The 26019-nt window shown below is 41.3% G+C and carries 23 protein-coding genes; 15 read left to right on the top strand and 8 right to left on the bottom strand.

Annotated features, from left to right (window positions below; all coding sequences use genetic code 11):
• Positions 1-85 precede the first annotated feature (85 nt).
• A complete protein-coding gene (gene infA / locus PSPO_RS06820; RefSeq protein ID WP_010560183.1) occupies positions 86-304 on the top strand; it encodes a translation initiation factor IF-1 in 219 nt (72 codons plus the stop codon).
• Positions 305-368: 64 nt separating this feature from the next.
• Here infA and clpA read toward each other — a convergent pair whose 3' ends face one another.
• A complete protein-coding gene (gene clpA / locus PSPO_RS06815) occupies positions 369-2639 on the bottom strand; it encodes an ATP-dependent Clp protease ATP-binding subunit ClpA (protein WP_010560184.1) in 2271 nt (756 codons plus the stop codon).
• 23 nt (positions 2640-2662) lie between these two features.
• Complete coding sequence (clpS, locus tag PSPO_RS06810; RefSeq protein ID WP_010560185.1) at positions 2663-2980, bottom strand: ATP-dependent Clp protease adapter ClpS; 318 nt, start codon at positions 2978-2980, stop codon at positions 2663-2665.
• Positions 2981-3237: 257 nt separating this feature from the next.
• Here clpS and cspD point away from each other — a divergent pair, with 257 nt between their 5' ends.
• From cspD to PSPO_RS06770, 8 genes are all read left to right on the top strand, one after another.
• Positions 3238-3453 carry a cold shock domain-containing protein CspD gene (gene cspD / locus PSPO_RS06805; protein ID WP_010560186.1) on the top strand — a complete coding sequence of 72 codons (216 nt, stop codon included), beginning with the start codon at positions 3238-3240 and terminating at the stop codon, positions 3451-3453.
• A gap of 274 nt (positions 3454-3727) precedes the next feature.
• Complete coding sequence (locus PSPO_RS06800; RefSeq protein WP_010560187.1) at positions 3728-5956, top strand: NADP-dependent isocitrate dehydrogenase; 2229 nt, start codon at positions 3728-3730, stop codon at positions 5954-5956.
• A gap of 89 nt (positions 5957-6045) precedes the next feature.
• Positions 6046-6714 (top strand): rRNA large subunit pseudouridine synthase E, encoded by a 669-nt coding sequence (locus PSPO_RS06795; protein ID WP_010560188.1) that lies wholly within the window; start codon positions 6046-6048, stop codon positions 6712-6714.
• Positions 6715-6801: 87 nt separating this feature from the next.
• The gene (gene mnmA / locus PSPO_RS06790; RefSeq protein WP_010560189.1) at positions 6802-7902 is read left to right on the top strand and encodes a tRNA 2-thiouridine(34) synthase MnmA; all 1101 of its coding nucleotides are present in this window, start codon (positions 6802-6804) and stop codon (positions 7900-7902) included.
• Positions 7902-8501: a high frequency lysogenization protein HflD gene (gene hflD / locus PSPO_RS06785; protein WP_010560190.1), complete on the top strand. Its 600-nt coding sequence runs from the start codon at positions 7902-7904 to the stop codon at positions 8499-8501. Before mnmA ends, hflD begins: the two co-directional genes overlap by 1 nt.
• 28 nt (positions 8502-8529) lie before the next feature.
• Positions 8530-9900 carry an adenylosuccinate lyase gene (gene purB / locus PSPO_RS06780; RefSeq protein ID WP_010560191.1) on the top strand — a complete coding sequence of 457 codons (1371 nt, stop codon included), beginning with the start codon at positions 8530-8532 and terminating at the stop codon, positions 9898-9900.
• An 81-nt stretch (positions 9901-9981) separates the two neighbouring features.
• A complete protein-coding gene (locus PSPO_RS06775) occupies positions 9982-11151 on the top strand; it encodes a cupin domain-containing protein (RefSeq protein ID WP_010560192.1) in 1170 nt (389 codons plus the stop codon).
• Positions 11152-11159: 8 nt separating this feature from the next.
• On the top strand, positions 11160-11621 hold the full coding sequence (locus tag PSPO_RS06770; RefSeq protein ID WP_084616533.1) for a GNAT family N-acetyltransferase: 462 nt from the start codon (positions 11160-11162) through the stop codon (positions 11619-11621).
• Here the strand turns inward: PSPO_RS06770 and PSPO_RS06765 are convergent.
• From PSPO_RS06765 to PSPO_RS06740, 6 genes are all read right to left on the bottom strand, one after another.
• Complete coding sequence (locus PSPO_RS06765; protein WP_010560194.1) at positions 11605-12045, bottom strand: DUF4826 family protein; 441 nt, start codon at positions 12043-12045, stop codon at positions 11605-11607. The two genes, PSPO_RS06770 and PSPO_RS06765, sit on opposite strands and share 17 nt — an antisense overlap.
• A 68-nt stretch (positions 12046-12113) precedes the next feature.
• Positions 12114-12644: a DUF924 family protein gene (locus tag PSPO_RS06760; RefSeq protein WP_010560195.1), complete on the bottom strand. Its 531-nt coding sequence runs from the start codon at positions 12642-12644 to the stop codon at positions 12114-12116.
• 1 nt (position 12645) lies between these two features.
• Positions 12646-13851, bottom strand: a complete 1206-nt coding sequence (gene gltS / locus PSPO_RS06755; protein ID WP_010560196.1) for a sodium/glutamate symporter — start codon at positions 13849-13851, stop codon at positions 12646-12648.
• On the bottom strand, positions 13852-15078 hold the full coding sequence (locus tag PSPO_RS06750) for an FtsX-like permease family protein (protein ID WP_010560197.1): 1227 nt from the start codon (positions 15076-15078) through the stop codon (positions 13852-13854).
• The gene (gene lolD / locus PSPO_RS06745) at positions 15075-15758 is read right to left on the bottom strand and encodes a lipoprotein-releasing ABC transporter ATP-binding protein LolD (protein ID WP_010560198.1); all 684 of its coding nucleotides are present in this window, start codon (positions 15756-15758) and stop codon (positions 15075-15077) included. Before lolD ends, PSPO_RS06750 begins: the two co-directional genes overlap by 4 nt.
• Positions 15751-16947 carry a lipoprotein-releasing ABC transporter permease subunit gene (locus tag PSPO_RS06740; RefSeq protein ID WP_010560199.1) on the bottom strand — a complete coding sequence of 399 codons (1197 nt, stop codon included), beginning with the start codon at positions 16945-16947 and terminating at the stop codon, positions 15751-15753. The genes lolD and PSPO_RS06740 overlap by 8 nt, the downstream gene beginning before the upstream one ends.
• 193 nt (positions 16948-17140) lie before the next feature.
• Between PSPO_RS06740 and PSPO_RS06735 the strand changes: the two genes are divergently transcribed.
• From PSPO_RS06735 to PSPO_RS06710, 6 genes are all read left to right on the top strand, one after another.
• Positions 17141-18802 (top strand): SulP family inorganic anion transporter, encoded by a 1662-nt coding sequence (locus tag PSPO_RS06735; RefSeq protein WP_010560200.1) that lies wholly within the window; start codon positions 17141-17143, stop codon positions 18800-18802.
• Positions 18803-18881: 79 nt separating this feature from the next.
• Positions 18882-19463, top strand: coding sequence for a PilZ domain-containing protein (locus tag PSPO_RS06730; RefSeq protein WP_010560201.1), 582 nt, complete (start codon positions 18882-18884; stop codon positions 19461-19463).
• Between the two features lie 60 nt (positions 19464-19523).
• Positions 19524-20561: an agmatine deiminase family protein gene (locus PSPO_RS06725; RefSeq protein ID WP_010560202.1), complete on the top strand. Its 1038-nt coding sequence runs from the start codon at positions 19524-19526 to the stop codon at positions 20559-20561.
• Between the two features lie 2 nt (positions 20562-20563).
• Complete coding sequence (locus tag PSPO_RS06720; RefSeq protein ID WP_010560203.1) at positions 20564-21451, top strand: carbon-nitrogen hydrolase; 888 nt, start codon at positions 20564-20566, stop codon at positions 21449-21451.
• Positions 21452-21466: 15 nt separating this feature from the next.
• Positions 21467-24934, top strand: coding sequence for a transcription-repair coupling factor (gene mfd / locus PSPO_RS06715; RefSeq protein WP_010560204.1), 3468 nt, complete (start codon positions 21467-21469; stop codon positions 24932-24934).
• Positions 24934-26013 (top strand): CsiV family protein, encoded by a 1080-nt coding sequence (locus PSPO_RS06710; protein WP_010560205.1) that lies wholly within the window; start codon positions 24934-24936, stop codon positions 26011-26013. Before mfd ends, PSPO_RS06710 begins: the two co-directional genes overlap by 1 nt.
• Positions 26014-26019 lie beyond the last annotated feature (6 nt).

Raw genomic sequence — 26019 nt, 5'->3', positions numbered from 1 at the left:
AAATGCCAATCATAGCTTTACATATGCATGGGTTTTCGGCAAAATCTGCAGCTTTAAAGAATACAACTGAGGTTATACGCTCAATATGGCGAAAGAAGACGTAATTGAAATGCAAGGCACTGTCCTTGACACACTCCCTAACACTATGTTCCGCGTTGAATTAGAAAACGGTCACGTGGTTGTTGCACACATTTCTGGTAAAATGCGCAAAAACTATATTCGTATTTTAACAGGCGACAAGGTTACGGTTGAGTTAACGCCATATGACCTTTCGAAAGGTCGCATTGTATTCCGTGCTCGCTAATTTTTAAGTAGTATCGAATATAAAAAAAGCCCGCTAATTGCGGGCTTTTTTATTGATGTTTTGCTTATGCTTCAACGCTTTCATTTTCGTAACTAAATGTAAGCTGCTTATCTTTAATGCTTACTTTTACGTTACCACCATCACTGAGTTCACCAAATAAAATTTCATTGGCTAATGGCTTTTTCAGCTTTTCTTGGATCAGGCGAGCCATTGGGCGAGCGCCCATCGCTTTATCGTAGCCTTCTTTTGCAAGCCATTTACGTGCAGGCTCGGTTACTTCCAGTGACACTGATTTAGCATCGAGTTGTGATTCCAGCTCAACAATGAACTTATCAACCACTTGCAAGATCACTTTTTCATCTAAGTGATTAAACCAAATGGTGTTATCTAAGCGGTTTCTAAATTCAGGTGTAAACGTTTTATTAATCTCACTCATCGCATCGTGGCTGTGATCTTGTTGCTTAAAGCCAATTGATTTACGAATTGTTTCTTGCACACCCGCATTAGTCGTCATCACAAGTACAACGTTTCTGAAATCTGCCTTGCGGCCGTTGTTATCCGTGAGCGTGCCGTGATCCATTACTTGCAACAATACATTGTAAATATCAGGATGCGCTTTTTCGATTTCATCGAGCAATACCACGCAATGAGGCTGTTTAATCACTGCATCAGTTAATAAGCCGCCTTGTTCATAACCCACATAACCAGGAGGTGCACCAATTAAGCGACTTACCGCATGTTTTTCCATGTATTCAGACATATCAAAACGCACAAGTTCAACGCCTAAACATTTTGCAAGTTGCTTGGTGATCTCAGTTTTACCGACACCCGTTGGCCCTGCAAATAAGAACGAACCAATTGGTTTATCTTCGCTAGACAAACCTGAACGCGATAATCGAATTGCTGCACTTAGTGCATCAATGGCATCATCTTGACCAAATACCACCATTTTCAGATTACGATCAAGTAATTGCAGAACTTGCTTATCTGAGTTTGATACATTTTGCTCTGGAATACGCGCGATTTTCGCAATAATGTGTTCAATATCCGATACCGTTACTGTTTTCTTACGACGCGATGCGGGTAACAAACGCTGACTTGCACCCGCTTCATCAATCACGTCAATCGCTTTGTCTGGTAAGTGGCGTTCATTGATATACTTAGCTGATAGTTCAGCAGCAGCTTTCAGTGCTGTTTGCGTATAGCGAATGCCATGGTGCTCTTCATAGCGTTCTTTTAAGCCCATTAATATCTTAGTAGTGTCGGCAACTGACGGCTCAACAATATCGATTTTTTGGAAACGACGTACTAAAGCGCGGTCTTTTTCAAAAATATTTTTAAATTCGTTGTACGTGGTCGAACCCATACAACGAAGCTTCCCGCTTGATAGTAACGGTTTAATTAGGTTTGATGCATCCATCACACCACCAGAGGCTGCACCCGCGCCAATAATTGTGTGGATTTCATCAATAAACAAAATTGCGTTTTTGTGTTGCTGAAGTTGTTTTAGCAACGCCTTAAAACGTTTTTCAAAATCGCCACGGTATTTTGTACCAGCAAGCAACGCGCCCATATCGAGTGAAAATACAGTCGCATCTGAAATAACTTCTGGCACTTGCTCGTTGACGATGCGATAAGCAAGACCTTCTGCGATAGCAGTTTTACCAACGCCCGCCTCACCCACAAGCAATGGATTGTTCTTTTTACGACGGCATAACACCTGAATAGTGCGCTCAATTTCACTGTCGCGCCCAATCAGCGGGTCGATTAAGCCAAGCTCTGCTTGCGTATTAAGGTTTGTGGTAAAGTTTTCTAGCTTAGATTTCTCATCTGCGCTCTGCTCGGCACTGTTTTCAATCTCTTGCTCTTCTTCACTTGGGTGGTGACTTTCTTCCTCGTCTAAACGCGAAATACCGTGTGATATATAATTAACGATATCGAGGCGAGTAATGTCGCATTTTTTAAGTAAATAAACAGCTTGGCTTTCTTGCTCGCTAAAAATTGCAACAAGTACATTAGCACCGTTCACTTCACTTTTACCCGACGACTGCACATGAAATACAGCGCGTTGCAATACGCGTTGAAAACCAAGCGTTGGCTGTGTTTCGCGCTCTTCTTCTAAGTCGGGGATTAATGGTGTGGTTTCATCGATAAAATCTGACAACGCGATTTTAAGTGATTGTAAATCGGTGCCACAGCTCGACAACGCATCAATTGCCGATGGGTTATCTAATAGCGCTAACAGTAAGTGCTCCACAGTCATAAATTCATGCCTGCGACTACGCGCTTCTCTGAATGCGGAGTTTAAGGTAATTTCTAAGTCTTTATTAAGCATAATAAACTCCTCTAAATACTTCTTTATTCGGGCTCAAAACTACATAACAGTGGATGTTCATTGTCACGCGCGTATTGGTTCACTTGCGCTACCTTGGTTTCAGCGACTTCTGCACTGTAAACGCCACAGACAGCTTTGCCGTCATAATGGACCTTTAACATAATTTCAGTCGCCCTGTCTGAATCCATATTAAAAAATCGTGCTAAAACCTCAACAACAAAGTCCATTGGCGTGTAATCGTCATTATTTAAAATAACTTTATACTTGCGCGGCGGCTTAATACTTTGTCGCTGTTTTTCCTTTTGGCTATCTACTAAATCTGAAAATTGTGTCCCACTCATAATTTAATATAGTCATCTCTTGTAAACTCAAGCAACTTTGAGTCTTAAAAATTAAAAAATTATTTAAATTGTTAAAAACAATTAAAAAAAACTTGACTGTTTGGTCAATTAAACTACAGTCAATATGTGATTATTTACTAAGCAATTTACGAACAAAAGCTTGTGTAATCCGCAGCACTGGTTCGTTTTAAGCTTGTTAAGTAATTTACCATGTAGAATAACATGATTTTAGTCAACTTATAGAAGGATGTTGAGGTATGGCTTGCGGAAAAGTCAAATGGTTCAATAACGCAAAAGGGTTTGGGTTTATCGTAGAAGAAGGCAGCACGGAGGATATCTTTGCGCATTTTTCAACCATTCAAATGGATGGATACAAAACACTTAAAGCTGGCCAAGATGTAACATTTGAGTTGCAACAAGGTCCGAAAGGCCTACACGCGACCAATATTGCGCCAACTGAAGGCGAAGTCTAAGTAGTACTGCTTACGACACATTATAATAATAAAGAAGCGGATCGCCCGCTTTTTTTATGCCTAAAATTTACCCTCCCATGTCAATTGAACATTTTGTGATTGCTAATTCTTTTTATTTAAACTAGCCCTGCTATACTATCGGCCAATTGTCAGCACTATAAATAACGCTAGACTAAGTCAATTACATTCAGTTTTTGTGATTTTGCAAAATCACACCCCTTTCAATGTAAGTATTGAACGCCATAGTAATGGCATTTAAAAGTTAGGAATAATAATGACTAGTAAATCTAAGATAATTTATACAAAAACGGATGAAGCACCGGCACTTGCCACGTACTCGTTTTTACCAATCGTTAAAGCCTTCAGCGCTGTATCTGACGTAAACGTTGAAACACGTGACATCTCTCTTGCAGGTCGCGTTATCGCAAACTTCCCAGAGTACTTAACCGAAGAACAACGTATCGGTGATGCACTAGCTGAATTAGGTGAACTAGCAAAAACACCTGACGCAAACATCATTAAACTACCAAACATCAGTGCATCTATTCCTCAGCTACAAGCAGTAATCAAAGAATTACAAGCTCAAGGTTACGCACTTCCTGAGTACCCTGAAGAGCCGAAAAACGAAGAAGAAGCGAAAGTTAAAGCAACTTACGACAAAATTAAAGGCAGTGCTGTAAACCCAGTACTACGTGAAGGTAACTCTGACCGTCGCGCACCTGGTTCTGTTAAAAACTATGCTAAAAATAACCCGCATTCAATGGGCGCATGGGCAAGCGATTCTAAATCACACGTTGCATCAATGAACGAAGGCGACTTCTTTGCATCTGAGCAATCAGTGACGGTTGATGCTGCTGATGATGTGCGTATTGAATTCGTAAACGAAAATGGCGATGTTGAAGTATTAAAAGCATCAGTTCCATTACTTGCAGGCGAAATCATCGACAGCTCTGTAATGAATGTTGCAGCGTTAAATACATACTTAGAGCGTGAAATCAACGCAGCAAAAGACGAAGACGTATTACTTTCATTACATATGAAAGCAACCATGATGAAAGTATCTGATCCAATCATCTTCGGTCACGCTGTAAAAGTATTCTACAAAGACGTATTTGCAAAACACGCTGCAACCTTTGAAAAGCTAGGTGTCGATGCTAACAACGGTATTGGTGATGTTTACGCTAAAATCGCACAGTTAGATGACGCAACACGCGCTGAAATTGAAGCTGATTTACAAGCTGTTTATGCAAACCGCCCTGCACTTGCAATGGTTGATTCTGACCGTGGCATTACAAATTTACATGTACCAAGTGACATCATCATTGATGCTTCAATGCCAGCATGTATTCGTTCATCAGGCCAAATGTGGGGTCCAGATGGCAAACTAAAAGACACCAAAGCACTTATTCCAGACCGTTGTTATGCAAGTGTTTACCAAGCAACGATTGATTTCTGTAAAGAAAATGGCGCATTTGATCCAACAACTATGGGTAGCGTACCAAACGTTGGCCTTATGGCTCAAAAAGCGGAAGAATACGGTTCACACGACAAGACATTTGAAATTAAAGCAAAAGGTCAAGTACGCGTAGTTAACCAAGCAGGCGTTGCTGTAATGTCTCACGACGTTGACACGGGCGATATCTTCCGCATGTGTCAAGTTAAAGACCTACCAATCCAAGATTGGGTTAAGCTTGCAGTGAATCGTGCACGTGCAACTAGCACGCCAGCGGTATTCTGGTTAGACGAAAACCGTGCTCACGATGCGCAGTTAATTAAGAAAGTTAACCGATACCTACAAGACCACGATACTAACGGCCTTGATATTCGCATTCTTGCACCATTTGAAGCAACGCAATTCTCATTAGCGCGCATCAAAGAAGGTCAAGATACTATTTCAGTAACAGGTAACGTACTACGTGACTACCTAACTGACTTATTCCCAATTCTTGAGCTTGGTACAAGTGCTAAAATGCTATCAATCGTTCCATTAATGAACGGTGGTGGTTTATTTGAAACAGGCGCAGGTGGTTCAGCACCTAAGCACGTTCAGCAGTTCGAAAAAGAAAACCACTTACGTTGGGATTCACTTGGTGAATTCTTAGCGTTAGCGGCTTCTTACGAGCACCTTGCAGTAAACGCAGGTAACACTAAGGCACAAGTATTAGCAGATACGCTAGACGCGGCAACAGCTAAATTCTTACTTGAGAACAAATCACCTTCTCGTAAGGTAAACGAATTAGATAACCGCGGTAGCCACTTCTATCTAACGATGTTCTGGGCACAAGAACTTGCTGCACAAGACAAAGACGCTGAACTTAAAGCGAAGTTTGCACCAGTTGCAGAGCAATTAACAGCAAATGAAGCGGTTATCGTTAAAGAGCTTAACGATGCACAAGGCGTTGCAGTTGACATTAAGGGCTACTTCCAGCCTAGCGAAGAGCTTGCATACAAAGCAATGCGTCCAAGCGAAACATTCAACAACATTATCGCGCAAATCGCATAATCGTACTGTTTGAATAAGAAAAAGGGCAACATGTTGTTGCCCTTTTTTATTTGCTACAATACCTACCTTGCTTGTAATTAATCAAAGTCATGACTCGATTATCTAAACCTAAATCTGCACAAATTACTAAAAAGCCAACACGACCAAATAAACAACGTGTCGCCGCAGCTAAAAAACACATCAAAACGCGCGATGTAAAGCCACACCAAGGGCCAACTCATATCGTGTTATTTAACAAGCCTTTTGATGTGCTAAGCCAATTTACCGATGAAGGTAATCGCAAAACACTGGCTGATTTTATCGACATTAAAGATGTGTATGCCGCAGGTCGTCTCGATAGAGACAGTGAGGGATTATTACTGCTTACCAACAACGGTAAGCTGCAACATAAAATTGCTTCACCTAAACATAAATCACCGAAAACCTACTGGGTGCAAGTAGAAGGTGATGTAACACAAGATGCCATAAACGCCCTATCGCAAGGCGTTGTACTGAAAGATGGTAAAACCCTACCGGCAGACGTTAAGCGGATCAATGAGCCCAACGTTTGGCCCCGTAACCCACCTATTCGTGAGCGCAAAGCAATTCCGACAACTTGGCTGTCAATCACCATCACCGAGGGTAAAAATCGCCAAGTAAGACGTATGACAGCACATGTTGGCTTTCCGACGTTACGCTTAATTCGTTACGCCATTGGTAAATACACCTTGGACGGTATTGAAAATGGCGAATATAGACTTATAACAGAGAATAAATAAGCACCTTACTCGCGCATTTTAGAACATGTTTTATTAAAACAGCTATGATATAATTCGCGCCTCAAATTTTCGGAGTAATTCAATATCATGAGTGATAACAGTAACATCAAAGTCATCGTTGGCATGTCTGGCGGTGTAGACTCTTCCGTTTCAGCTTATTTACTTAAGCAACAAGGCTATCAGGTAGAAGGCTTGTTTATGAAAAACTGGGAAGAAGATGATACTGATGAATACTGTGCAGCTGCAGAAGATTTAAAAGATGCACAAGCTGTATGCGAAAAACTGGGTATTGAGTTACACACGGTAAACTTTGCCGCAGAATATTGGGATAACGTGTTTGAGTATTTCCTTGCTGAATACAAAGCAGGCCGTACGCCTAACCCCGATATTATGTGTAACAAAGAAATTAAATTTAAAGCGTTTCTTGAATTTGCTGCTGAAGCGCTCGGTGCAGATTATATTGCAACTGGTCATTATGTTCGCCGCGCTGAAAAAGACGGTAAAGCAACCTTAGTACGTGGCCTTGATGACAATAAAGACCAAAGCTATTTCCTATACACCCTTGGTCATGAGCATGTTGCGCAAACCTTATTCCCAGTAGGCGAAATTGAAAAGCCTGAAGTACGCCGTATCGCGGAAGAACAAGGCCTTATTACCCACGATAAGAAAGACAGCACGGGTATTTGCTTTATTGGTGAGCGCAAATTTAAAGACTTCTTACAAAAATTCTTACCAGCTCAACCTGGCAAAATTGAAGATTGCGAAGGCAACGATGTTGGCGAGCATGAAGGCTTAATGTATCACACCTTAGGTCAACGCAAAGGCCTACTCATTGGTGGTATGAAGGAAGGTTCGGGTGAGCCTTGGTATGTTGTAGATAAAGATATTGCGCGTAACGTACTTGTTGTTGGTCAAGGTAAAGATCACCCTCGCCTATATTCAAACGGCCTAATGGCAAACCAGCTGCACTGGGTTGACCGCGTAGGTCCGCAATCAACGCTACGTTGCACAGTGAAAACCCGTTACCGCCAAACTGATATTCCATGCACTTTACTGGTTGGTGAAGACGGCGTTGCACGCGTATTATTTGATGAGCCGCAAAAAGCCGTTACCCCAGGTCAATCTGCGGTATTTTACCTAGATGAAACATGTTTAGGTGGCGGTATTATTGATTCGGTGATCCGCTAATGGATAAAAATCAGGTTATGGCGCTTGCCGCCATGTGCCAAATTACCAAAGCAGTGCAAAAAGTTGCGCAAACCGGTTCAATTACCGATTATGAAATGCAGCAACTACTTTCGGGTATTTTAGTAACCAATCCAGATGCACCGTCAGATGTATTTCGTGATATGGATTTACGCCAAGGTTATCAATTAGTTGTTGAACAACTCGAATCAGGCCAAAATAAAAGCATTGAGCTTGTAAAGTACGTTGGCGGTTTAATTCAGTTAGAACGTGCTTTAAACGCAAACCCCAAAGCATTAAATGAACTTGGCTCACGCATTAATTCAATCGACACACGATTGGCACATTTATCAATTTCAGATGACGCCATTATTGCAAGCCTTGCGGATATTTATGCAGATGTAATTAGTCCGCTTGGACAACGTATTCAAGTATTTGGTAAACCAGCATTGCTACAACAAAAATCGGTGCAACATCGTATTCGCGCCCTGTTGTTAGCTGGTATACGCGCCGCAGTATTATGGCGCCAAGTTGGTGGTAAACGCCGCCACTTTTTCTTTGGCAAAGGTAAAATTGTCAAAATTGCAAAACAGTATTGTTAATCTCTAGTACAAATATTTAGGAGTGATTATGGAGCTTTCAGCGTTAACTGCTATTTCACCTGTTGATGGTCGTTACGGCAGCAAAACAACTGAGCTTAGAGAAATCTTTAGTGAGTATGGCCTAATTAAATACCGCGTTACTGTAGAAGTTCGCTGGTTACAAGCACTTGCTGCTGCCGAGGGTATCGACGAAGTACCATCACTAAGCGCTGAAGCAAATCAAATCTTAGATAACATCGTTGCAAACTTTAATGTAGAAGATGCAATGCGTGTTAAAGACATTGAGCGCACCACAAACCACGACGTGAAAGCGGTTGAATACCTACTAAAAGAAAAAGTAGCTGACAACGCCGAGCTTAATGCAATTAACGAATTTATTCACTTTGCATGTACCTCAGAAGACATCAATAACCTATCACACGGTTTAATGTTAAAAGAAGCACGTGAAAATGTTCTTTTACCATACTGCGATAAGCTACTTGATGCTGTTCACGCACTTGCAAAAGAATACCAAACAATTCCGATGATGTGTCGTACTCACGGTCAGCCAGCTTCACCTTCAACTATGGGTAAAGAAATGGCAAACGTGTACATGCGCTTAAAGCGTCAACGCGACCAAATCGCTAATGTAGAATTACTTGGTAAAATCAACGGTGCAGTTGGTAACTACAACGCACACATTAGCGCTTACCCTAACTACGACTGGCATGCACATGCTGAAAAGTTTGTAACAAGTCTTGGTCTTGAGTGGAATGCGTTTACAACACAAATCGAGCCACACGATTACATCGCAGAACTTTACGATGCAATTGCACGTTTCAATACTATCTTAATTGATTTTGACCGTGACGTTTGGGGCTACATTGCGCTTAATCACTTCAAGCAAAAAACAATTGCAGGTGAAATTGGTTCATCAACCATGCCACACAAAGTTAACCCAATTGATTTTGAAAACTCTGAAGGTAACTTAGGTATTGCGAACGCAATTTTTGCACACCTAGCGCAAAAACTACCAGTATCTCGCTGGCAGCGTGACCTTACGGATTCAACCGTGTTACGTAACTTAGGTGTAGGTATGGGTTATGCGTTAATCGCTTACCAAGCAACACTTAAAGGTATTAGCAAATTAGAAGTTAACCAAGAGAAGCTACTTGCTGAACTTGACCAGAACTGGGAACTACTTGCTGAGCCAATCCAAACTGTAATGCGTAAATATGGCATTGAAAAGCCATATGAAAAACTTAAAGAGTTAACACGTGGTAAGCGCGTTAACAAAGAGATCATGGCTGATTTCATCGATAATCTTGATTTACCAGAAGCGGTAAAAGAAGAATTAAAACAACTTACACCGGCTAATTATATTGGCCGTGCAGTTGAATTTATCGACGACATCAAATAACTAGCAGTTTTAGCTTGAATAAAAAGCGAAAGGTATTTCTAATATCTTTCGCTTTTTTATTATCAATTTTTAGAGACGCCTATGTATCAACTCAGTTTCAATATCAAAACACCAGATGGTGTTAAAACCCTCTCTCAACAAGAATTTATTAATGAGTATTGGCAAAAAAAACCGGCGTTAATCAAGTCGGGGTTTGCTGACTTTGTTGATCCAATTAGTCCAGATGAACTTGCAGGCCTTGCGATGGAGGAATGCATTGAGTCGCGTCTCATTTCTAATCACAACAATGAATGGCAAGCACACCACGGCCCGTTTGAAGATTTCGAATTATTAACACCAAAAAACAGCACACTTCTTGTGCAAGCCGTTGACCACTGGCATCCTGAGGCTGCCGAGTTAATCGAGCCGTTTCGCTTTATTCCAAACTGGCGTATTGATGATTTGATGATCAGCTTCTCTACGCCCGATGGCGGCGTTGGGCCTCACCTAGACCAATACGATGTATTTATTATTCAAGGCCAAGGTAAACGACATTGGCGCGTTGGCGAATCTAAGCAAACCTTCAATGAAGTTATTCCGTGTAAAGATCTGCTGCAAATTGACGGGTTTGATGCCTGTATTGATGAAGTACTTGAACCAGGCGATATTTTATATATTCCACCTGGCTGCCCTCACGAAGGTTACGCAGTCGAAAACGCCATGAACTATTCAGTTGGCTTTAGAGCGCCAAATCAGCGCGAATTATTGTCGTCATTTTCAGATTACCTCATTGATAACGATTCGGGTAATACACGTTACAGTGATCCAACGCTTCAATTACGTAATAACCCCGGTGAGTTTTTAGCAAATGAAGTCGCAGATGTTAAACAACAAATGCTAGATGCACTTAATAACAATCAAGATTTTAATTTATGGTTGTTACAAAGTCTGAGTGAAGCAAAACACGATCTCGATTTAGCGCCGCTTGAAGATGAATACGATCCAAGTTATGTACTTGAATTACTAAACCAAGATATTGAAATTCATCGCCTAGGTGGTCTTCGCTGCTTTTATTTATCAACAGAAAGCAATGTGTTGTTTGCAGTAAACGGTGATGTACTTACCCTACCACTTTCGTGCCTTTCATGGGTGGAAACACTTTGCCAAAACGTAACAGTGACATCCGATCAGATTAAAAGTTCCACAACTTGTTCACACTTTATGCAAAACTTTACTAATCTTTTAAATGAGGGCTATTGGTATTTCGATTAGTAGAGGAAATGATGAGCTTCACATTTAAACAGGTCACATGGCGAGAAAAGCGTAACGAACTCAAACAAGTGAGGGAAAAAGTATTTGTTTATGAATACCATATCCCAAAAGACGTTGAATTTGATAAGTGCGATTTAAGTTGTCAGCATCTGCTTGGGTTTGATCATCAAGGTAACAGCATAGCAACCGCAAGAATAACGCAACAAGGTGAAATTGGCCGCGTTGCTGTGCTGCAAGCTTACCGAACTCATGAGTTTTATAATCTAATGTTTGAGCAAATTGCGCTGTGTGCAAAAGAATTAGGTGCCGAAGAACTAAGTTTCAATTGTAATATTGTTGAGAAAGAAAAATTTAAGCGATGCGGTTATGCCGAACAAGGCAATGTGTTTATGGAGGCTGGAATAGCGCGACAACGATTATCGTGTCCGTTATCGCGTTTTGATCCTAAACCCTTTACTTTGGTTCATTAGTCCAAAGTTTTTCATTGCTGTATAAGTCATACAGACCTTCAGCACGGTTCACAAGCAAGTTAGCAAAATCGATTTGCGCTTTGTCACCTGCACTATTTTTTGCGAGCTGGTCTGCTTTTAATTGCCATTGAAACGAAAAATGGCGAAGTGCGTCACGGGCATTGGTTGCCGCAGTCACCTCAACGTGATCTGTCGGTAAATTGCCAGATACAACCCAATATGTTTTGCCTTGTTGACTTTTGATTTTCCAAATTGCACACATAGGCGCAATATAACGGCTTTCTTTATCTAGAATCGTCTTTGGAATAACGCCTTTTTCAGCTAAATGTTTATTAGCGCGATCAAGTGTAGAGCGGATCCATTGATTTTGAGCAGCTTGAATTTCTGCTTGAGTTGGTTGTGGTTTTTGTTCTTGGTTTTCCATAATACATCTTTAGAAAATTTCAATTTCATCACTGTACTGTGTCACCCTTTGCAAAGCAAGATGTAACGTTAAAAAGATGAATTTGGTTGTGTCAAAAATGTTAACTCTTGCTCAGTCGATTTGCGCCCTAATATAGCGTTGCGGTGTGGATAACGCCCAAACTGGTCGATTATTGCCTTATGCGCCGCTTCAAATTCATAACTAGGATGATCTTTATACAGCATCATCGCCAATTCATGAATTTTCGCGCTTTCGCTGTGCATAAATGGTAAGTACAAAAACCCGACCTCAGTTTCATTAAGTTGCTTATCAAAGCCCTTATCAATTGCTGTTTGCGCCAAAGCTAGCGCCAACGGATCTTGGCGAAACGCCTGAGCTTGGCCTCGATAAATGTTCCGTGAAAACTGATCGAGCACTATTATCTCACACAGCGAACCCATCGCAGTGTGTCGCCAATGATGTAATTCACCTGCAATCGCTGCATCAAGAATAATCTTAAATTTATTGTCGATTGTTTTATCTAGCGCGTCATTGACTGAAAACCAATCATTTGGCGTTAATTCCGTAAACCAAAAGTCATATATATCTTGATAATTCATATCATCCCAGCCAACTAATAAATTGATTAATCACCAACGCATTTACAATATCAATAAAGAATGCGCCAACCAAAGGTACAACAATAAATGCTTTAGCTGAAGGCGAATAATGTTGCGTAACCGCCGTCATATTAGCAATTGCTGTTGGTGTCGCGCCTAAGGTCAACCCAGCATAGCCAGAAGCCATTACCGCTGCATCGTAGTTCTTACCTAGACTAGGAAACACAACATAGGTGCTATAGAGTATTGTCGCCAACACTTGAAAAACAAGTAACACAACAAATGGCATTGCTAAACTCGTCAATGTCCAAATCTTAATACTCATTAACGACATTGCTAAAAATAGCCCTAAGCAGACATCGGAAATAAACGACAACGACGCACTATTGGTAGGCCAAAGCTTGACTGATATTAAGCGTGGTACCGTGTTACTAATAATGATGCCGGCAAACAGACAACATACAAAAAATGGTAATTCAAAATCAAAATAAACTAATGCGGCTTCAATACGATTACCTAGTCCAATTGCCAGTAAAATAACAAAGATACTGATCAGAAACTGATCTATGTTAACACTTGCAAATTTCGCATTGTCATGGGAAACCCCAACTTTCAGTGGCTTAGCAGAATAAACCGTTTGTTTTAACTGGTGTTTCTCTATTATGAACTTCGCGATAGGACCACCAAGCACACCACCAAAAATTAAGCCAAATGTCGCGCACGCCAAAGCGAGTTCCAACGCCCCTTCAATCTGATACTGCTCACTAAAAAATGGCGACCAGGCGATTGCCGTGCCATGCCCACCGCTTAATGAAATCGAGCCACCTAGCAATCCGCTCACCGGTGGCATGCCAAACGAGGTAAATACACCAATCCCAACAAGGTTTTGTAAGATTAAAAAGCCGACTGCCAGTAGTAATAGAATCATTAAGCTTTTACCGCCTTTTATTAGGCTATCTAACTGTGCATTTAAGCCAATCGTGGTAAAGAAAATGATGAGTAGCACATCGCGCTGTTGAAGTGAGAATGTGATTTCAGTATTGAAAACATAAAACGACAAAGCCGCTAAACTTGAGGCAACAATGCCGCCGGTAACGGCTTCTGGAATATTAAAGCTTTGTAACGGCTTATAACGACGGTTTAACCATTTACCTAAAAAGTAAACCAGTATTGCCGCCATTAAGGTAAGCCGTTCATCTATCAGCATTTAATGTCCTAGTATTTTTGCAGGGTCCGTTTTGCTGGCTTTAACTGCTGGATAAATGCACGCAATTATCGCCATTGTAAACGTAATCACCGTGGTGATCAGTAAATCGTTTACGTTAAGCTGACTTGGTAGATAGTCTATAAAGTAAACACCAGACAACACATTTTTGCCTAGCAATTCACTTATTAATAAATAAATATCGCTTACTGTCAGCGATAAAATAATGCCTAGAATCAAGCCAATACCTAACCCTATTGCCGCCTGATGAATACCTTGCAGTAAAAAGCAGCGCACAATTGTGCCATCGGTTGCACCCATGGTTTTTAAAATCGCAATACTCGCGCTCTTTTCTTTCACTTCCATAATCAAGGTAGAGACAATATTAAAGCTGGCAACAGCAACAATTAAAAACACCGTGATGTAAACAATTAAGCGCACCATTTGTATATCTTGATACAAATTGCCCTGACTACGGTACCAGGTTTCGATATACACCAATTCATCTAATTTTTGACCTATCGCAAGCGCACTGTTTCGCACATTAAATACATCACGTATCTTAACTTGCAGCCCATCAAACTGGGTATTGCTCACATTTTTTAGCTGTTGCGCTTGGCTTAATGTAATTTGGCCAAAATTCATATCAAGTTGACCACCTAAATTAATGGTGCCAACTAAGCTTAAATTAATTCGCTTAATACTCGCGAGCGATTGAGTGCCCGGCTCTGGCAGTAACACAGATACCATATCGCCAATTTCCAGCTGTAACTTATTTGCCAGAGCCTTACCGAGAATAAGCTCACCCTTTTCAAGATTAACGCTGCTTTTAGGGGAAATGTACTTAGCGCTGTCTGACACGGTCGCGTCTAACTCTGGATCGACGCCTTTTAATAGCACGCCATGCATTTTACCTTTGTGCGACACCATTGCATTTAGCTTAATATAAGGGGCAACTGCGACCGCTTCTGGGTGACTGAGTAGTTTTTCTTGATGAGAAGCGAAATTATCCAGCGGTTTTGCTGGCGCATAATACTCAATATGTGGAATAACGCTTAATAAGCGCTCTTTTAGTGCAACTTCAAAGCCGTTAATCACCGATAGCGCCAAAATAAGCACCGCCACACCAAGTGAAATACCAATTGTTGATGACTTACTAAAAAAGCCACTAACCGTGGTATCGCCTTTGCCGCGTCGAAAGCCTTTAACTAAATAAACACTTAAACTCATTGGCTAACCAACTTTCCCTGTTTAATAAACATGGCTTTATCAAGCTTTGCCGCTAACTCTAAATCATGGGTCACCACAATAAACGCAGTATTGTGGGTGGTTTTTAACTGGTTAATCAGTTCGTATATGTTCTCGCCATTATCTTTATCAAGGTTACCTGTCGGTTCATCAGCAAGCACTAATGCAGGTTTGGTGATAAGCGCACGGGCAATGGCAACACGCTGACGTTCACCACCCGAGAGTTGATCCGGTTTATGCGTAATTCGATGACTTAATCCCACGTTTTCGAGCATTTCACTTGCTTGGATTTTGGCGTCTGATTTTGCCATTCCCCCAATCAATAGCGGCAGCATTACATTTTCAAGCGCACTAAACTCCATCAGTAAATGGTGAAATTGATATATAAAACCAATGTGCTTATTACGAAAATCGGCTTGCTGCTTGCGATTAAGCGTCGTTGTATCGACACCTTTTATTTCGATTTTACCGCTATTAGGCTTATCTAATGTACCAAGCAAATGTAATAGCGTACTTTTTCCCGAACCTGAGCTGCCAACAATGGCAAGTGTTGTGCCCGCTTCGAGGGTTAAATTTAAATCATCTAAAATATCAACTTTAACATCGCCATCTTGATAAGACTTAGCGAGGTGTTCACATTTTACTACTAGGTGATTATTCATATCGTAAAACCTGTGCTGGTGCTAATTTCGCAGCGCGTCTAGCGGGATAAAAAGTGGCTAAATAGCTCATCGCAATACTTAACGTAAAGATCACACCTACTTGTAACCAAGAGACATCGACCGGTAACTGCATACCTGCAATAATTTGAATGCCAATCAGTGCTAATATTTCATTAATGTTTAGTGCAACAGCTAGACCAAGTAATACCCCAAGTACACTGCCAACTAAGCCATTGTATAAACCTTGTACCATAAATACCTGTAACACACCGTTGGGTGTTAAACCTAAGGTTTGTAAAATAGCAATTTCAGACTGTTTTTCAGATACCATCATGGTCAAAGCCGAGAGAATATTAAATACCGCAACTAAAATAATCAGTCCAAGTAATAAACTCATAATGCGCTTTTCCATTGCCACTGCAGAAAAGAGCGAACCTTGGGTATCTTTCCAATCTGCTACCTTCAGCGTTTTCAGCTCTGGCATGTCATTAATTAGGTCATCTAATTTAAATGGATCGGTTAAATACAGTGCAAATTCGTCAAAACTCGATGGTTTTATACGATTAAGTCTTAATAAGTTTGATGTACTCGTTAAAATTACCTGACTGTGAAACGCGCTGTTATCAAGCAGTACTGCAACGGTAAATAAACGTTGCGATGGCATACGTCCAACTGGGGTAAAGGTAGTGACACTCGGTAGCATTAAGCGAATTTTATCGCCGACAAAAACATTAAGCTCTGTTGCTAAGCGCCGCGTAATCGCTACCGAATATTTAGTGTTCGCCAATTGTTTAACGGTTTCACTATTAAGCATGGCTGTCAAAGGCGTGTCTTGGCTATCATCTATGCCATAAATTTTTGCCGCTAATAATTTAGTATTTGACACAACCAACCCTTCACTGCTTTTAAAACGTGATATTGAGGTAACATCTGAATGTGTTGCCAAGGTTTGATATAAGGGGTGGTTTTGCTTATCAGGTAGTGCAACAGATAAATGCGGCGTAATTTGAAGCATAGATTGCTTAAGTCGGTTCTCAAACCCGTTCATTACGCTGGTCACACAAATTAACGCAATAATACCAAGCGTAATACCCGCGATAGAGAAAAATGAAATAAAGGAGATAAAGCCGTTGCCCTTGGCTAATTTCGCATAGCGCATGCCAATAAACAAACTAACTGGCTGAAACATAGATTACTGATTGTTTAATAAGTGTAATTTTTTGGAAGTTTAACACTTATTAATAAGAAGTGTATTATTTTCTAGGCAATCTCAGAATAACAGATCTGATCAGTGAAATTTTTGCCATAATTCCAGCTAAGCTACTGTAACTATTTAAACAGTCTAGGTAGAATACCGCGTCTGCAATATAGGGGTATGCCTTTTGTTCGAGCGATTTAAGCACTTTCAACTCCGTGGTGACTTATTTGGTGGTGTCACTACTGCAATTATCTCACTACCACTTGCCCTAGCCTTTGGTGTGGCGTCAGGCGCGGGTGCCGAAGCCGGTATCTGGGGCGCTATTTTAGTGGGCTTATTCGCTGCACTGTTTGGTGGTTCTAACTCGCTCATTTCTGAGCCGACCGGTCCGATGACCGTGATAATGACCGCAGTACTCACTGCAATGATGGCCAAACATCCAGAGCAAGGCATGGCAATGGCCTTTACCGTGGTGATGATGGCCGGCGCATTTCAATTTTTACTTGGTTCATTAAAACTGGGTAAATACGTTACCTTAATGCCTTACAGTGTTATCTCCGGTTTTATGTCAGGCATTGGTGTTATTTTAATTATCTTACAATTAGCACCACTTTTAGGCCATCAAACGCCATCTGGTGGCGTAGTCGGCACGCTGACTGAACTCCCCAGTTTAATTTTCAATCTTCACTTTTCAGAATTATTTTTAGGTCTTGCAACGCTCGGTATCTTATTTTACTTCCCAAAGAAATACCGTAAATATATCCCCGCTCAACTCGTTGCACTTATCGCAATTACGCTTGTTTCCGTAATTTTATTTAGCGATGAATCGATTCGCCGTATCGGTGAAATTCCAACTGGATTACCTAATTTAGTATTCCCGACATTTACCGCCGACCAATTCGTTACCATGATCATTGAGGCCATGGTACTTGGCACACTTGGTTGTATTGATACCCTGTTGACTGCCGTAATCTCGGATTCATTAACGCGTCAAGAACACGATTCAAATAAAGAACTAAAAGGTCAAGGTATTGCTAACATGATCTCAGGTTTATTTGGCGCACTGCCGGGCGCAGGCGCAACCATGGGCACAGTTGTAAGTATTCAAGTGGGTTCTCGATCTCCTGCCGCGGCAATTATTCGCGCCGTTATTTTGATGCTTGTGGTATTAGTTGCGGGCAGTTTAATTGAGCCAATTCCAATGGCGGTGCTTGCAGGTATCGCGCTGTATGTTGGTATCTCGATTCTCGATTGGAGTTTTTTGCAGCGCGCACACAAAGCCAGCATGCAGCAAACCGCGATTATGTATGCGGTAATGCTATTAACTGTTTTTGTTGACTTACTTATTGCGGTTGGTTTGGGTGTATTTATCTCAAATATCATCGTGATTGAACGATTAAGTCGTGAGCAGGCAAAACAAGTCAAAGCTATTAGTGATGCTGATGACGATGATGTACCGTTAAATAAACAAGAGCGCGCAATTTTAGACAAAGCAAAAGGCAATATTCTGTTCTTTTACTTGTCGGGTCCAATGATTTTCAGTGTATCTAAAGCGATTTCTCGTCAGCATTCTTCTGTACATAAGTACAAAGCGATGATCCTAGATTTAAGTGATGTACCAATGATCGATATGACCGTTGGCCTCGCCTTAGAAAATGCCATTAAAGATGCTATAGAAGCACGCTGTGAAGTCTTTTTATATTGCCCAAATAATGATGCTAAACATCAACTTGAAAGGCTTGGCATTGATGAATTAATCGGTAAAGAGCGTTTTGTAAATACACGACTTGAGGCACTTAATCAGTCGTTAGAAGTTATCGAGAACGTGCCGTTCACCGGCAGCTAACTGAAAGTTAAATAAATTCTTTGCCTGAACTCCCCTGTTCGGGCTAAGATTATTTATTATTTAATTATTTACAATGCATATGTCCGACCTCATCGAACAATTTAATCAATACTTTCAAATCGAACACGCAATTAGCATTAACTTAGAACAGGTTAACGAAGATAAATTGCCTAGCGATGACAGTGACATAGACAGAATAATCCCACCGCTATTTAAACTAGCCAATGAAGTAAACGTGCTAGAGCAAACCGCCCTTCGCCCACTCAGACAGTTAGGTGATGTAGCAGATGATTTAGCGCAGTACCTTAAATTACAGTCACGTAAAATTGACCTTATTTTGTCGCATATATTAGCGACGGAAAATGAAGACGAAGCTCAGCTAGAAACGGTAAGTTTTGGTGGCAGCGGCTTTGTACTGCAAACAAACACTTCCTATACCCCCAACAGTTTTTTTCGGAGCAAACTGTTTTTAGCGGATGAAGCGGCAGCAGTGTTTTGCTTTACCCAAGTTGTGGATAGTGAACCGCACCAAGATGGATATAAGACACGATTTATATTCAGCCACATTCGAGAGCAAGATCAAGAGCTTATGGTTAGAGCAAGCCTGCATACACAAGCCAAAGTGTTAAAAAAGAAGCAATCAAAGAAAAACATCAATTAAACACTAATAAATAGTGTCGCCATTTGCTAATATTGGCCAAAATTACCCTTGTTAACTACTATGAACACTGTTTTTCCAGCTGAATGGGCATTGCAAGATGCCGTGCTTTTAACTTGGCCGCATAAAGATACTGATTGGGCCGATATTTTGCCTCAAGTTGAGCTCACCTACCTTGCTATCGCAAAAGAAATTCTGTCGCAGCAAGCACTTGTGATTGTTGCGCATAATGATGCGCTAAAACAACATATTAGTACGCTTTTTCATAGCAACGACCTAACACTAGACAAGGTCCATTTTGTTGTATGCCCAACTAATGATACGTGGGCGCGTGACCATGGGCCAATTAGCACATATCGTGGTGACACTCTTCATGCCCTTGATTTTACCTTCAATGGCTGGGGTAATAAGTTTCAATCAGAACTTGATAATGCGATTAATCAGCAGCTATTTAACACAGTATTAGCCAATAACGCTTCATCACAAAAAGTGCCGCTGGCACTCGAAGGTGGTGGTATTGAAAGCGATGGTAACGGCACACTGTTAACAACCAGCGAATGCTTATTAAACGACAATCGTGAAAACAATTTAAACAAAGCACAGCTAGAAGCAAAGCTAACGGAATTATTAGGCGTTAATCACTTTCTTTGGCTTGATCACGGTTACCTTGCAGGAGACGATACCGACAGCCATATCGACACGTTAGTGCGTTTTGCGCCAAATGATGCCTTAGTTTACGTTTCTTGCCCTGATCAAAACGATGAGCACTTTCAAGCGTTAGACGCAATGGCTAAGCAGTTACAGACATTCACTACAAAAAGTGGCGAGCCTTATACTTTGCACGCCTTACCTTGGCCACACGCGAAATACGATAACGATGGCGAGCGCCTTCCAGCAACCTATGCCAATTATTTAATTATCAATAACAAGGTATTGGTACCTACTTACCAAGATGCTAATGATCAAGCTGCACTTGATGTAATCGCAGCAGCCTACCCTCAACATCAAGTTGTTGGTATTGACTGTCTGCCATTAATTCACCAATTTGGCAGCTTACACTGTATTACCATGCAATTACCTTACGGTTTTTTACGGAGCTAATTATGTCTCAAACGATTAAAGTTGCGGCAATTCAACATTCAAATAGCGGTGATTTACAGCATAACCAAGACAAAACAGTACTTGGCATAAAAGAGGCCGCAAAAAATGGTGCCAAGTTAATTGTATTGCAAGAACTGCATCGCAGTCTTTACTTTTGCCAAGTCGAAAGTACCGATAACTTTGACTTAGCAGAATCGATTCCAGGCCCAAGTACAGCGCTTTACGGTGCCCTTGCCAAAGAGTTAAATGTCGTTATTGTTACCTCATTATTTGAAAAACGTGCAACGGGCTTGTATCACAATACCGCCGTTGTACTTGATACTGACGGTGAAATCGCGGGCACTTACCGTAAAATGCATATTCCTGATGACCCTGGCTTTTATGAAAAGTTTTACTTCACACCGGGCGATTTAGGTTTTCAACCAATCGAGACCTCAATTGGTAAACTTGGCGTGTTAGTATGCTGGGATCAATGGTTCCCTGAAGCTGCGCGTTTAATGGCAATGGCAGGTGCAGAGTTTTTAATTTACCCAACTGCCATTGGCTGGGATTTAGACGACGACAGTGCTGAACAACAACGTCAACTTGATGCTTGGGTTATTGCCCAGCGTGCTCACGCGGTATCAAATGGACTGCCTGTGATTGCCTGTAACCGCCAAGGCCATGAAGCCGATCCAAGCGAGCAAAGTAAGGGCATTCAGTTCTGGGGCAATAGTTTTATTACTGGTCCACAGGGCGAAATTTTGGCGCACGCGTCAAATAATGACGATGAAATCCTGTATGCCGATATCGATCGTGCACGCAGTGAATCCGTACGTCGTATTTGGCCGTATTTACGTGACCGTCGTATCGACCATTACCAAGATCTAACGAAATTATACCGAGATTAGTAAGGAGTGACATTAATGCAAAGTCAGTGGCTTAACTTACCCTGGATCAAAACCCAAAACGACAAAATTGCGTGGGGCAATTTAGCAGGTTCAGCCTTAAGTTTAGCAATTTCAGATGCGGTAAAAAGCCACGCTGGATTTAAATTAATTGTCACTCAAAACACGCAGCAGGCGCTTAAGCTTGAAGCTGAGCTAAATTACCTATTGCCAAGTATCCCAGTTAACTTATTTCCAGACTGGGAAACCTTGCCTTACGACCATTTTTCGCCGCACCAAGATATAATTTCCCAGCGCTTAAGCCTATTAAGTCAGCTTAGAAATCAGCATAATGGAGTGTTGATTGTGCCTATTGAGGGGCTTATGTTGCGTACCGCACCGTGTGAATTTATTTACGGTAAGGCAATCAAATATAAAGTTGGTGACACACTCGATAGCATGACGTTGCGCACCGCTCTCGAGTCGGTTGGCTATATCAACGTACAACAAGTAATGGCCCATGGTGAATTTGCGATTCGTGGTTCCATCATCGATCTATTCCCGATGGGCAGTAATACGCCGCTGCGTATTGATTTATTTGATGATGAAATTGACTCGATTCGCCAATTTGATCCGGAGACCCAACGCTCACGGGACAACATTCAAGAAATTGACTTATTGCCCGCGCACGAATTTGGTACCGACGAAGATGACATAGAGCGTTTTCGTATTAACTATCGTGAAACCTTTGGCATGGCGCATGAAAAAGGCTCTGTCTATTCACAAGTCAGCCAAGGTAGTTTACCCGCAGGTATTGAATATTATTTACCATTGTTTTTTGATAACACTGCAACCCTGTTTGATTATTTACCAAGTGACAACGTTATTTTTACCTTGGGCGATATTGAACACAGCTGCCGTGAAACTTGGCAAGATATTGAAAAACGCTTCGAAAATCGTAAAGTTGATCCATTACGCCCACTGCTCGAACCGTCAAAGCTTTATCTTAATGTAGAAAACTTATTTTCTGCGCTAAATGGTTCCCCGCGCGTTGCGCTCTCTCAAGCAATGCTTGGTACGAAAGCAGGCAATAGCAATATCGCCCTTGATGCAGTGCCTGATATCCGTGTAAACCATCAACTTAAGCAGCCGTTTGAACACGTCTTAAACTACATTAGCGCGTTAAAAAGTAATAACACGCGTATTTTATTTTCAGTAGAAAGTGACGGCCGCCGTGAATCATTATTAACCTTGCTGAAACCAACTGGGTTAAAGCTTTCAGAGTTCGAGTCTATTGATCAATTTGTAGCAGCAAACAGTGATGTTGGCTTAATTGTTTCACCGCTTGAGCAAAGCATTCACCTTACTACGCAGAACTTATGCATTATCACTGAGCAAGAGCTGCTTGGTGTAAAAATATCTCAAAGACGCCGTCGCAAACATAAATACGAAGTCAGTCAAGACTCAATCATTCGTAACCTTGCTGAACTGCAAATTGGTCAACCCATAGTACATTTAGATCACGGTGTCGGCCGTTACCAAGGGCTAGAAACCATTGACGCCGGAGGTGTCAGTACTGAGTTTGTTACCATTCATTATTTAAACGACGCGAAGCTTTATGTGCCTGTGGCATCACTGCATTTATTATCGCGTTATTCAGGTGGCGACTTAGAAACTGCTCCACTCAATAAACTGGGCTCCGAAGCGTGGGAAAAAGCCAAACGTCGTGCCGCCGAAAAAGTCCGCGATGTTGCCGCTGAATTACTTGATATTTATGCCCAGCGCGAAGTTAAGCCAGGTCACGCATTTAACCATGACAGCAGCGCTTATCGCCAATTTGCCGATAGCTTTCCGTTTGAAGAAACCGATGACCAACAAAATGCCATTGGTGCCGTGCTGAATGATATGCAAAAAGCGCAAGCAATGGATCGTTTGGTGTGCGGTGATGTTGGCTTTGGTAAAACTGAAGTTGCAATGCGCGCCGCGTTTGTCGCAGTAAACGACTCTAAGCAAGTTGCAGTTTTAGTGCCAACTACCCTGCTCGCTCAACAGCATTTTGAAAACTTTAAAGACCGTTTCGCCAACTCTGCCGTTGAAGTCGCCTTATTGTCGCGATTTAAAACCGCCAAAGAGCAAAAACAAACGCTTGAAGGCTTAGCCGAAGGTAAAATTGATATTGTTGTTGGAACACATAAATTACTGCAGCAAGACATAAAGTTTGATGATCTTGGCTTACTGATTGTTGATGAAGAACACCGTTTTGGCGTACGCCAAAAAGAAAAAATTAAGTCGTTACGTGCTGATGTTGATATTTTAACGCTCACCGCAACGCCAATTCCGCGTACGCTGAATATGGCAATGAGTGGCATGCGCGATTTATCAATTATTGCCACCCCACCGGCTAAACGGTTAGCAGTCAAAACCTTCGTTCGTCAAAACGACGATGAACTGATTAAAGAAGCAATCATTCGTGAAATTAAACGCGGTGGTCAGGTTTACTTCTTACATAACAATGTTGAAACCATCGACAGCTTTGCGAGCGACATTGCTACATTAGTACCTGAAGCAAATGTTCAGTACGCCCACGGGCAAATGCGCGAGAAAGAACTCGAATCATTAATGTCGGATTTTTATCACCAAAAATTTAACGTGTTGGTGTGTACCACGATTATTGAAACTGGTATTGATATTCCAACCGCAAATACCATTTTGATTGATAGAGCCGACCGTTTTGGCCTTGCACAATTACACCAATTACGTGGCCGCGTTGGTCGAAGTCATCACCAAGCCTACGCTTATTTACTGACACCAAATGAAAAACTGATCAGTAAAGATGCAAAGAAACGTTTAGAAGCGATTTCATCACTTGAAGATCTTGGTGCTGGTTTTACTTTAGCAACGCACGATTTAGAAATTCGTGGTGCGGGTGAACTATTAGGTGATGAGCAAAGCGGTCAAATTGAGAGCATTGGCTTTAGCTTGTATATGGAAATGCTCGACCAAGCTGTTGAAGCATTAAAACAAGGTAAAGAGCCAAGCCTTGATAATTTATTGCGTAAACAAAGCGACGTTGATTTAAAAATTCCTGCGCTTATTCCAAACGACTACATTCATGATGTAAATACACGCTTAAGCATGTACAAACGTATTGCAAGTTGCACCGATAAAGATGCAATGGATGAATTGTCAGTTGAATTAATTGACCGATTTGGTTTACTACCAGAAGCGTTGCAAAACCTATTTGCAATTCAACAACTCAAAATTACAGCCTCAAGCCTTGGTATAACTAAGATTGATGCCAATATCAAAGGCGGTTATTTTGAATTTGGCCAAGATACTAAAGTCGATCCAAGCTTTATTATTGGATTACTGCAATCCAATCCGCAATTTTATAAGATGGAAGGCGCCAGTAAATTGCGCTTTATGATTGAAGAAAAGAATAACCAAGAGCGCTTAAAGCTCGTTACTGCAATGCTAAGAGACTTTGCCCAAAAGGTTGTAAAATAATGATAATAAAATATGTTTTGCCGTTAAGCCTGCTTAGCGCAAGTTTTATGGCCAGCGCCAATTTACGTTGGTTTGATATTGAATTGATCTTTTTTGAAAGACCCACCGACAGCGAATTAAAAGAAGATCTTTCAGCCGAAGACTTCCCAGCGATTAACTACACTAACAGTAAAGACATTATCGCTGAAGCCTATCAAGAACTGCAAAATGTGAAATATAAAGAATGCATGGGTATCGAAGTCGATAATGAAAATGGCGACCAGATTGACGGCCTTGACCAGCCTGCCATTAGTAACGATGACGTTATTGAAGCGTTTGAGACATCATCACAAATTAATAACGATGATGAACTTGATAACTTAGCGCAGCTTGAGTGCCAACGTTATAGCAATGTAGCCGAATTAGAGGCGTTACCGCTTACCCCAGATGCACTGACGTTCGAACACACCGATTACATTTACTTGTTATCAAAAGAGCAGCTAGAGCTTAACGAAACCGTAAGCCGCTTAAAACGACGTGGCTTAACGCCGTTATTGCACACCGGTTGGCGCCAACCTGAAAGTAATATTCGTAACGCGACACCTATGTACTTGTATGGTGGAAAGAACCTATCGGCAGTTATTAATAGATCAGAAAATGAGAAATCACTTGAACAAATACTTAATGAATATACGCGATTTGGACAAAGCGAGGCAATTGATTTAAATGGCGTGCCGCAAAGTTCAGACATAGATGCGTTTCCAAACGATATTGTTAACAACGTTGAACCGTTCGAAAACACTCCTAGCCCGCTTTTAACTGAACAAACATGGCAGCTACAAGGCAAATTTAAAGTATTTATTCGTCGCAATTATCTCAATATTGAAGCCGATTTTGATCTTAACGAGTTAGTGGAACAGACCGTTGACAACATCAACTTTACAGATGGTGACAATGGCTTAGCTTTGCAACAACTCACTGAAACTGTATTAAAAACCGAACGATTTTCACAATTCCGTCGTGTGATAAGCTCCGAAATACATTATTTCGACCATCCAAAGCTCGGCATTATTATGCAAATTCGTCGTTATAACCATTAAGGACTT

Source organism: Pseudoalteromonas spongiae UST010723-006, assembly GCF_000238255.3.
GTDB classification, from domain to species: Bacteria; Pseudomonadota; Gammaproteobacteria; order Enterobacterales; family Alteromonadaceae; genus Pseudoalteromonas; species Pseudoalteromonas spongiae.
This window is presented reverse-complemented; position numbering and strand designations above follow the sequence as displayed.

What these genes read in the sequence shown, in the direction of transcription:
- hflD (WP_010560190.1), top strand. Translation starts at nt 7,902, where the DNA reads ATGGATAAAAATCAGGTTATGGCGCTTGCCGCCATGTGCCAAATTACC.
- infA (WP_010560183.1), top strand. Translation starts at nt 86, where the DNA reads ATGGCGAAAGAAGACGTAATTGAAATGCAAGGCACTGTCCTTGACACA.
- clpA (WP_010560184.1), bottom strand. Translation starts at nt 2,639, where the DNA reads ATGCTTAATAAAGACTTAGAAATTACCTTAAACTCCGCATTCAGAGAA.
- PSPO_RS06730 (WP_010560201.1), top strand. Translation starts at nt 18,882, where the DNA reads ATGTCCGACCTCATCGAACAATTTAATCAATACTTTCAAATCGAACAC.
- purB (WP_010560191.1), top strand. Translation starts at nt 8,530, where the DNA reads ATGGAGCTTTCAGCGTTAACTGCTATTTCACCTGTTGATGGTCGTTAC.
- PSPO_RS06795 (WP_010560188.1), top strand. Translation starts at nt 6,046, where the DNA reads ATGACTCGATTATCTAAACCTAAATCTGCACAAATTACTAAAAAGCCA.
- PSPO_RS06760 (WP_010560195.1), bottom strand. Translation starts at nt 12,644, where the DNA reads ATGAATTATCAAGATATATATGACTTTTGGTTTACGGAATTAACGCCA.
- PSPO_RS06710 (WP_010560205.1), top strand. Translation starts at nt 24,934, where the DNA reads ATGATAATAAAATATGTTTTGCCGTTAAGCCTGCTTAGCGCAAGTTTT.
- mfd (WP_010560204.1), top strand. Translation starts at nt 21,467, where the DNA reads ATGCAAAGTCAGTGGCTTAACTTACCCTGGATCAAAACCCAAAACGAC.
- PSPO_RS06765 (WP_010560194.1), bottom strand. Translation starts at nt 12,045, where the DNA reads ATGGAAAACCAAGAACAAAAACCACAACCAACTCAAGCAGAAATTCAA.
- PSPO_RS06775 (WP_010560192.1), top strand. Translation starts at nt 9,982, where the DNA reads ATGTATCAACTCAGTTTCAATATCAAAACACCAGATGGTGTTAAAACC.
- lolD (WP_010560198.1), bottom strand. Translation starts at nt 15,758, where the DNA reads ATGAATAATCACCTAGTAGTAAAATGTGAACACCTCGCTAAGTCTTAT.
- PSPO_RS06720 (WP_010560203.1), top strand. Translation starts at nt 20,564, where the DNA reads ATGTCTCAAACGATTAAAGTTGCGGCAATTCAACATTCAAATAGCGGT.
- PSPO_RS06725 (WP_010560202.1), top strand. Translation starts at nt 19,524, where the DNA reads ATGAACACTGTTTTTCCAGCTGAATGGGCATTGCAAGATGCCGTGCTT.
- mnmA (WP_010560189.1), top strand. Translation starts at nt 6,802, where the DNA reads ATGAGTGATAACAGTAACATCAAAGTCATCGTTGGCATGTCTGGCGGT.
- PSPO_RS06800 (WP_010560187.1), top strand. Translation starts at nt 3,728, where the DNA reads ATGACTAGTAAATCTAAGATAATTTATACAAAAACGGATGAAGCACCG.
- PSPO_RS06770 (WP_084616533.1), top strand. Translation starts at nt 11,160, where the DNA reads ATGATGAGCTTCACATTTAAACAGGTCACATGGCGAGAAAAGCGTAAC.
- clpS (WP_010560185.1), bottom strand. Translation starts at nt 2,980, where the DNA reads ATGAGTGGGACACAATTTTCAGATTTAGTAGATAGCCAAAAGGAAAAA.
- gltS (WP_010560196.1), bottom strand. Translation starts at nt 13,851, where the DNA reads ATGCTGATAGATGAACGGCTTACCTTAATGGCGGCAATACTGGTTTAC.
- PSPO_RS06750 (WP_010560197.1), bottom strand. Translation starts at nt 15,078, where the DNA reads ATGAGTTTAAGTGTTTATTTAGTTAAAGGCTTTCGACGCGGCAAAGGC.
- cspD (WP_010560186.1), top strand. Translation starts at nt 3,238, where the DNA reads ATGGCTTGCGGAAAAGTCAAATGGTTCAATAACGCAAAAGGGTTTGGG.
- PSPO_RS06740 (WP_010560199.1), bottom strand. Translation starts at nt 16,947, where the DNA reads ATGTTTCAGCCAGTTAGTTTGTTTATTGGCATGCGCTATGCGAAATTA.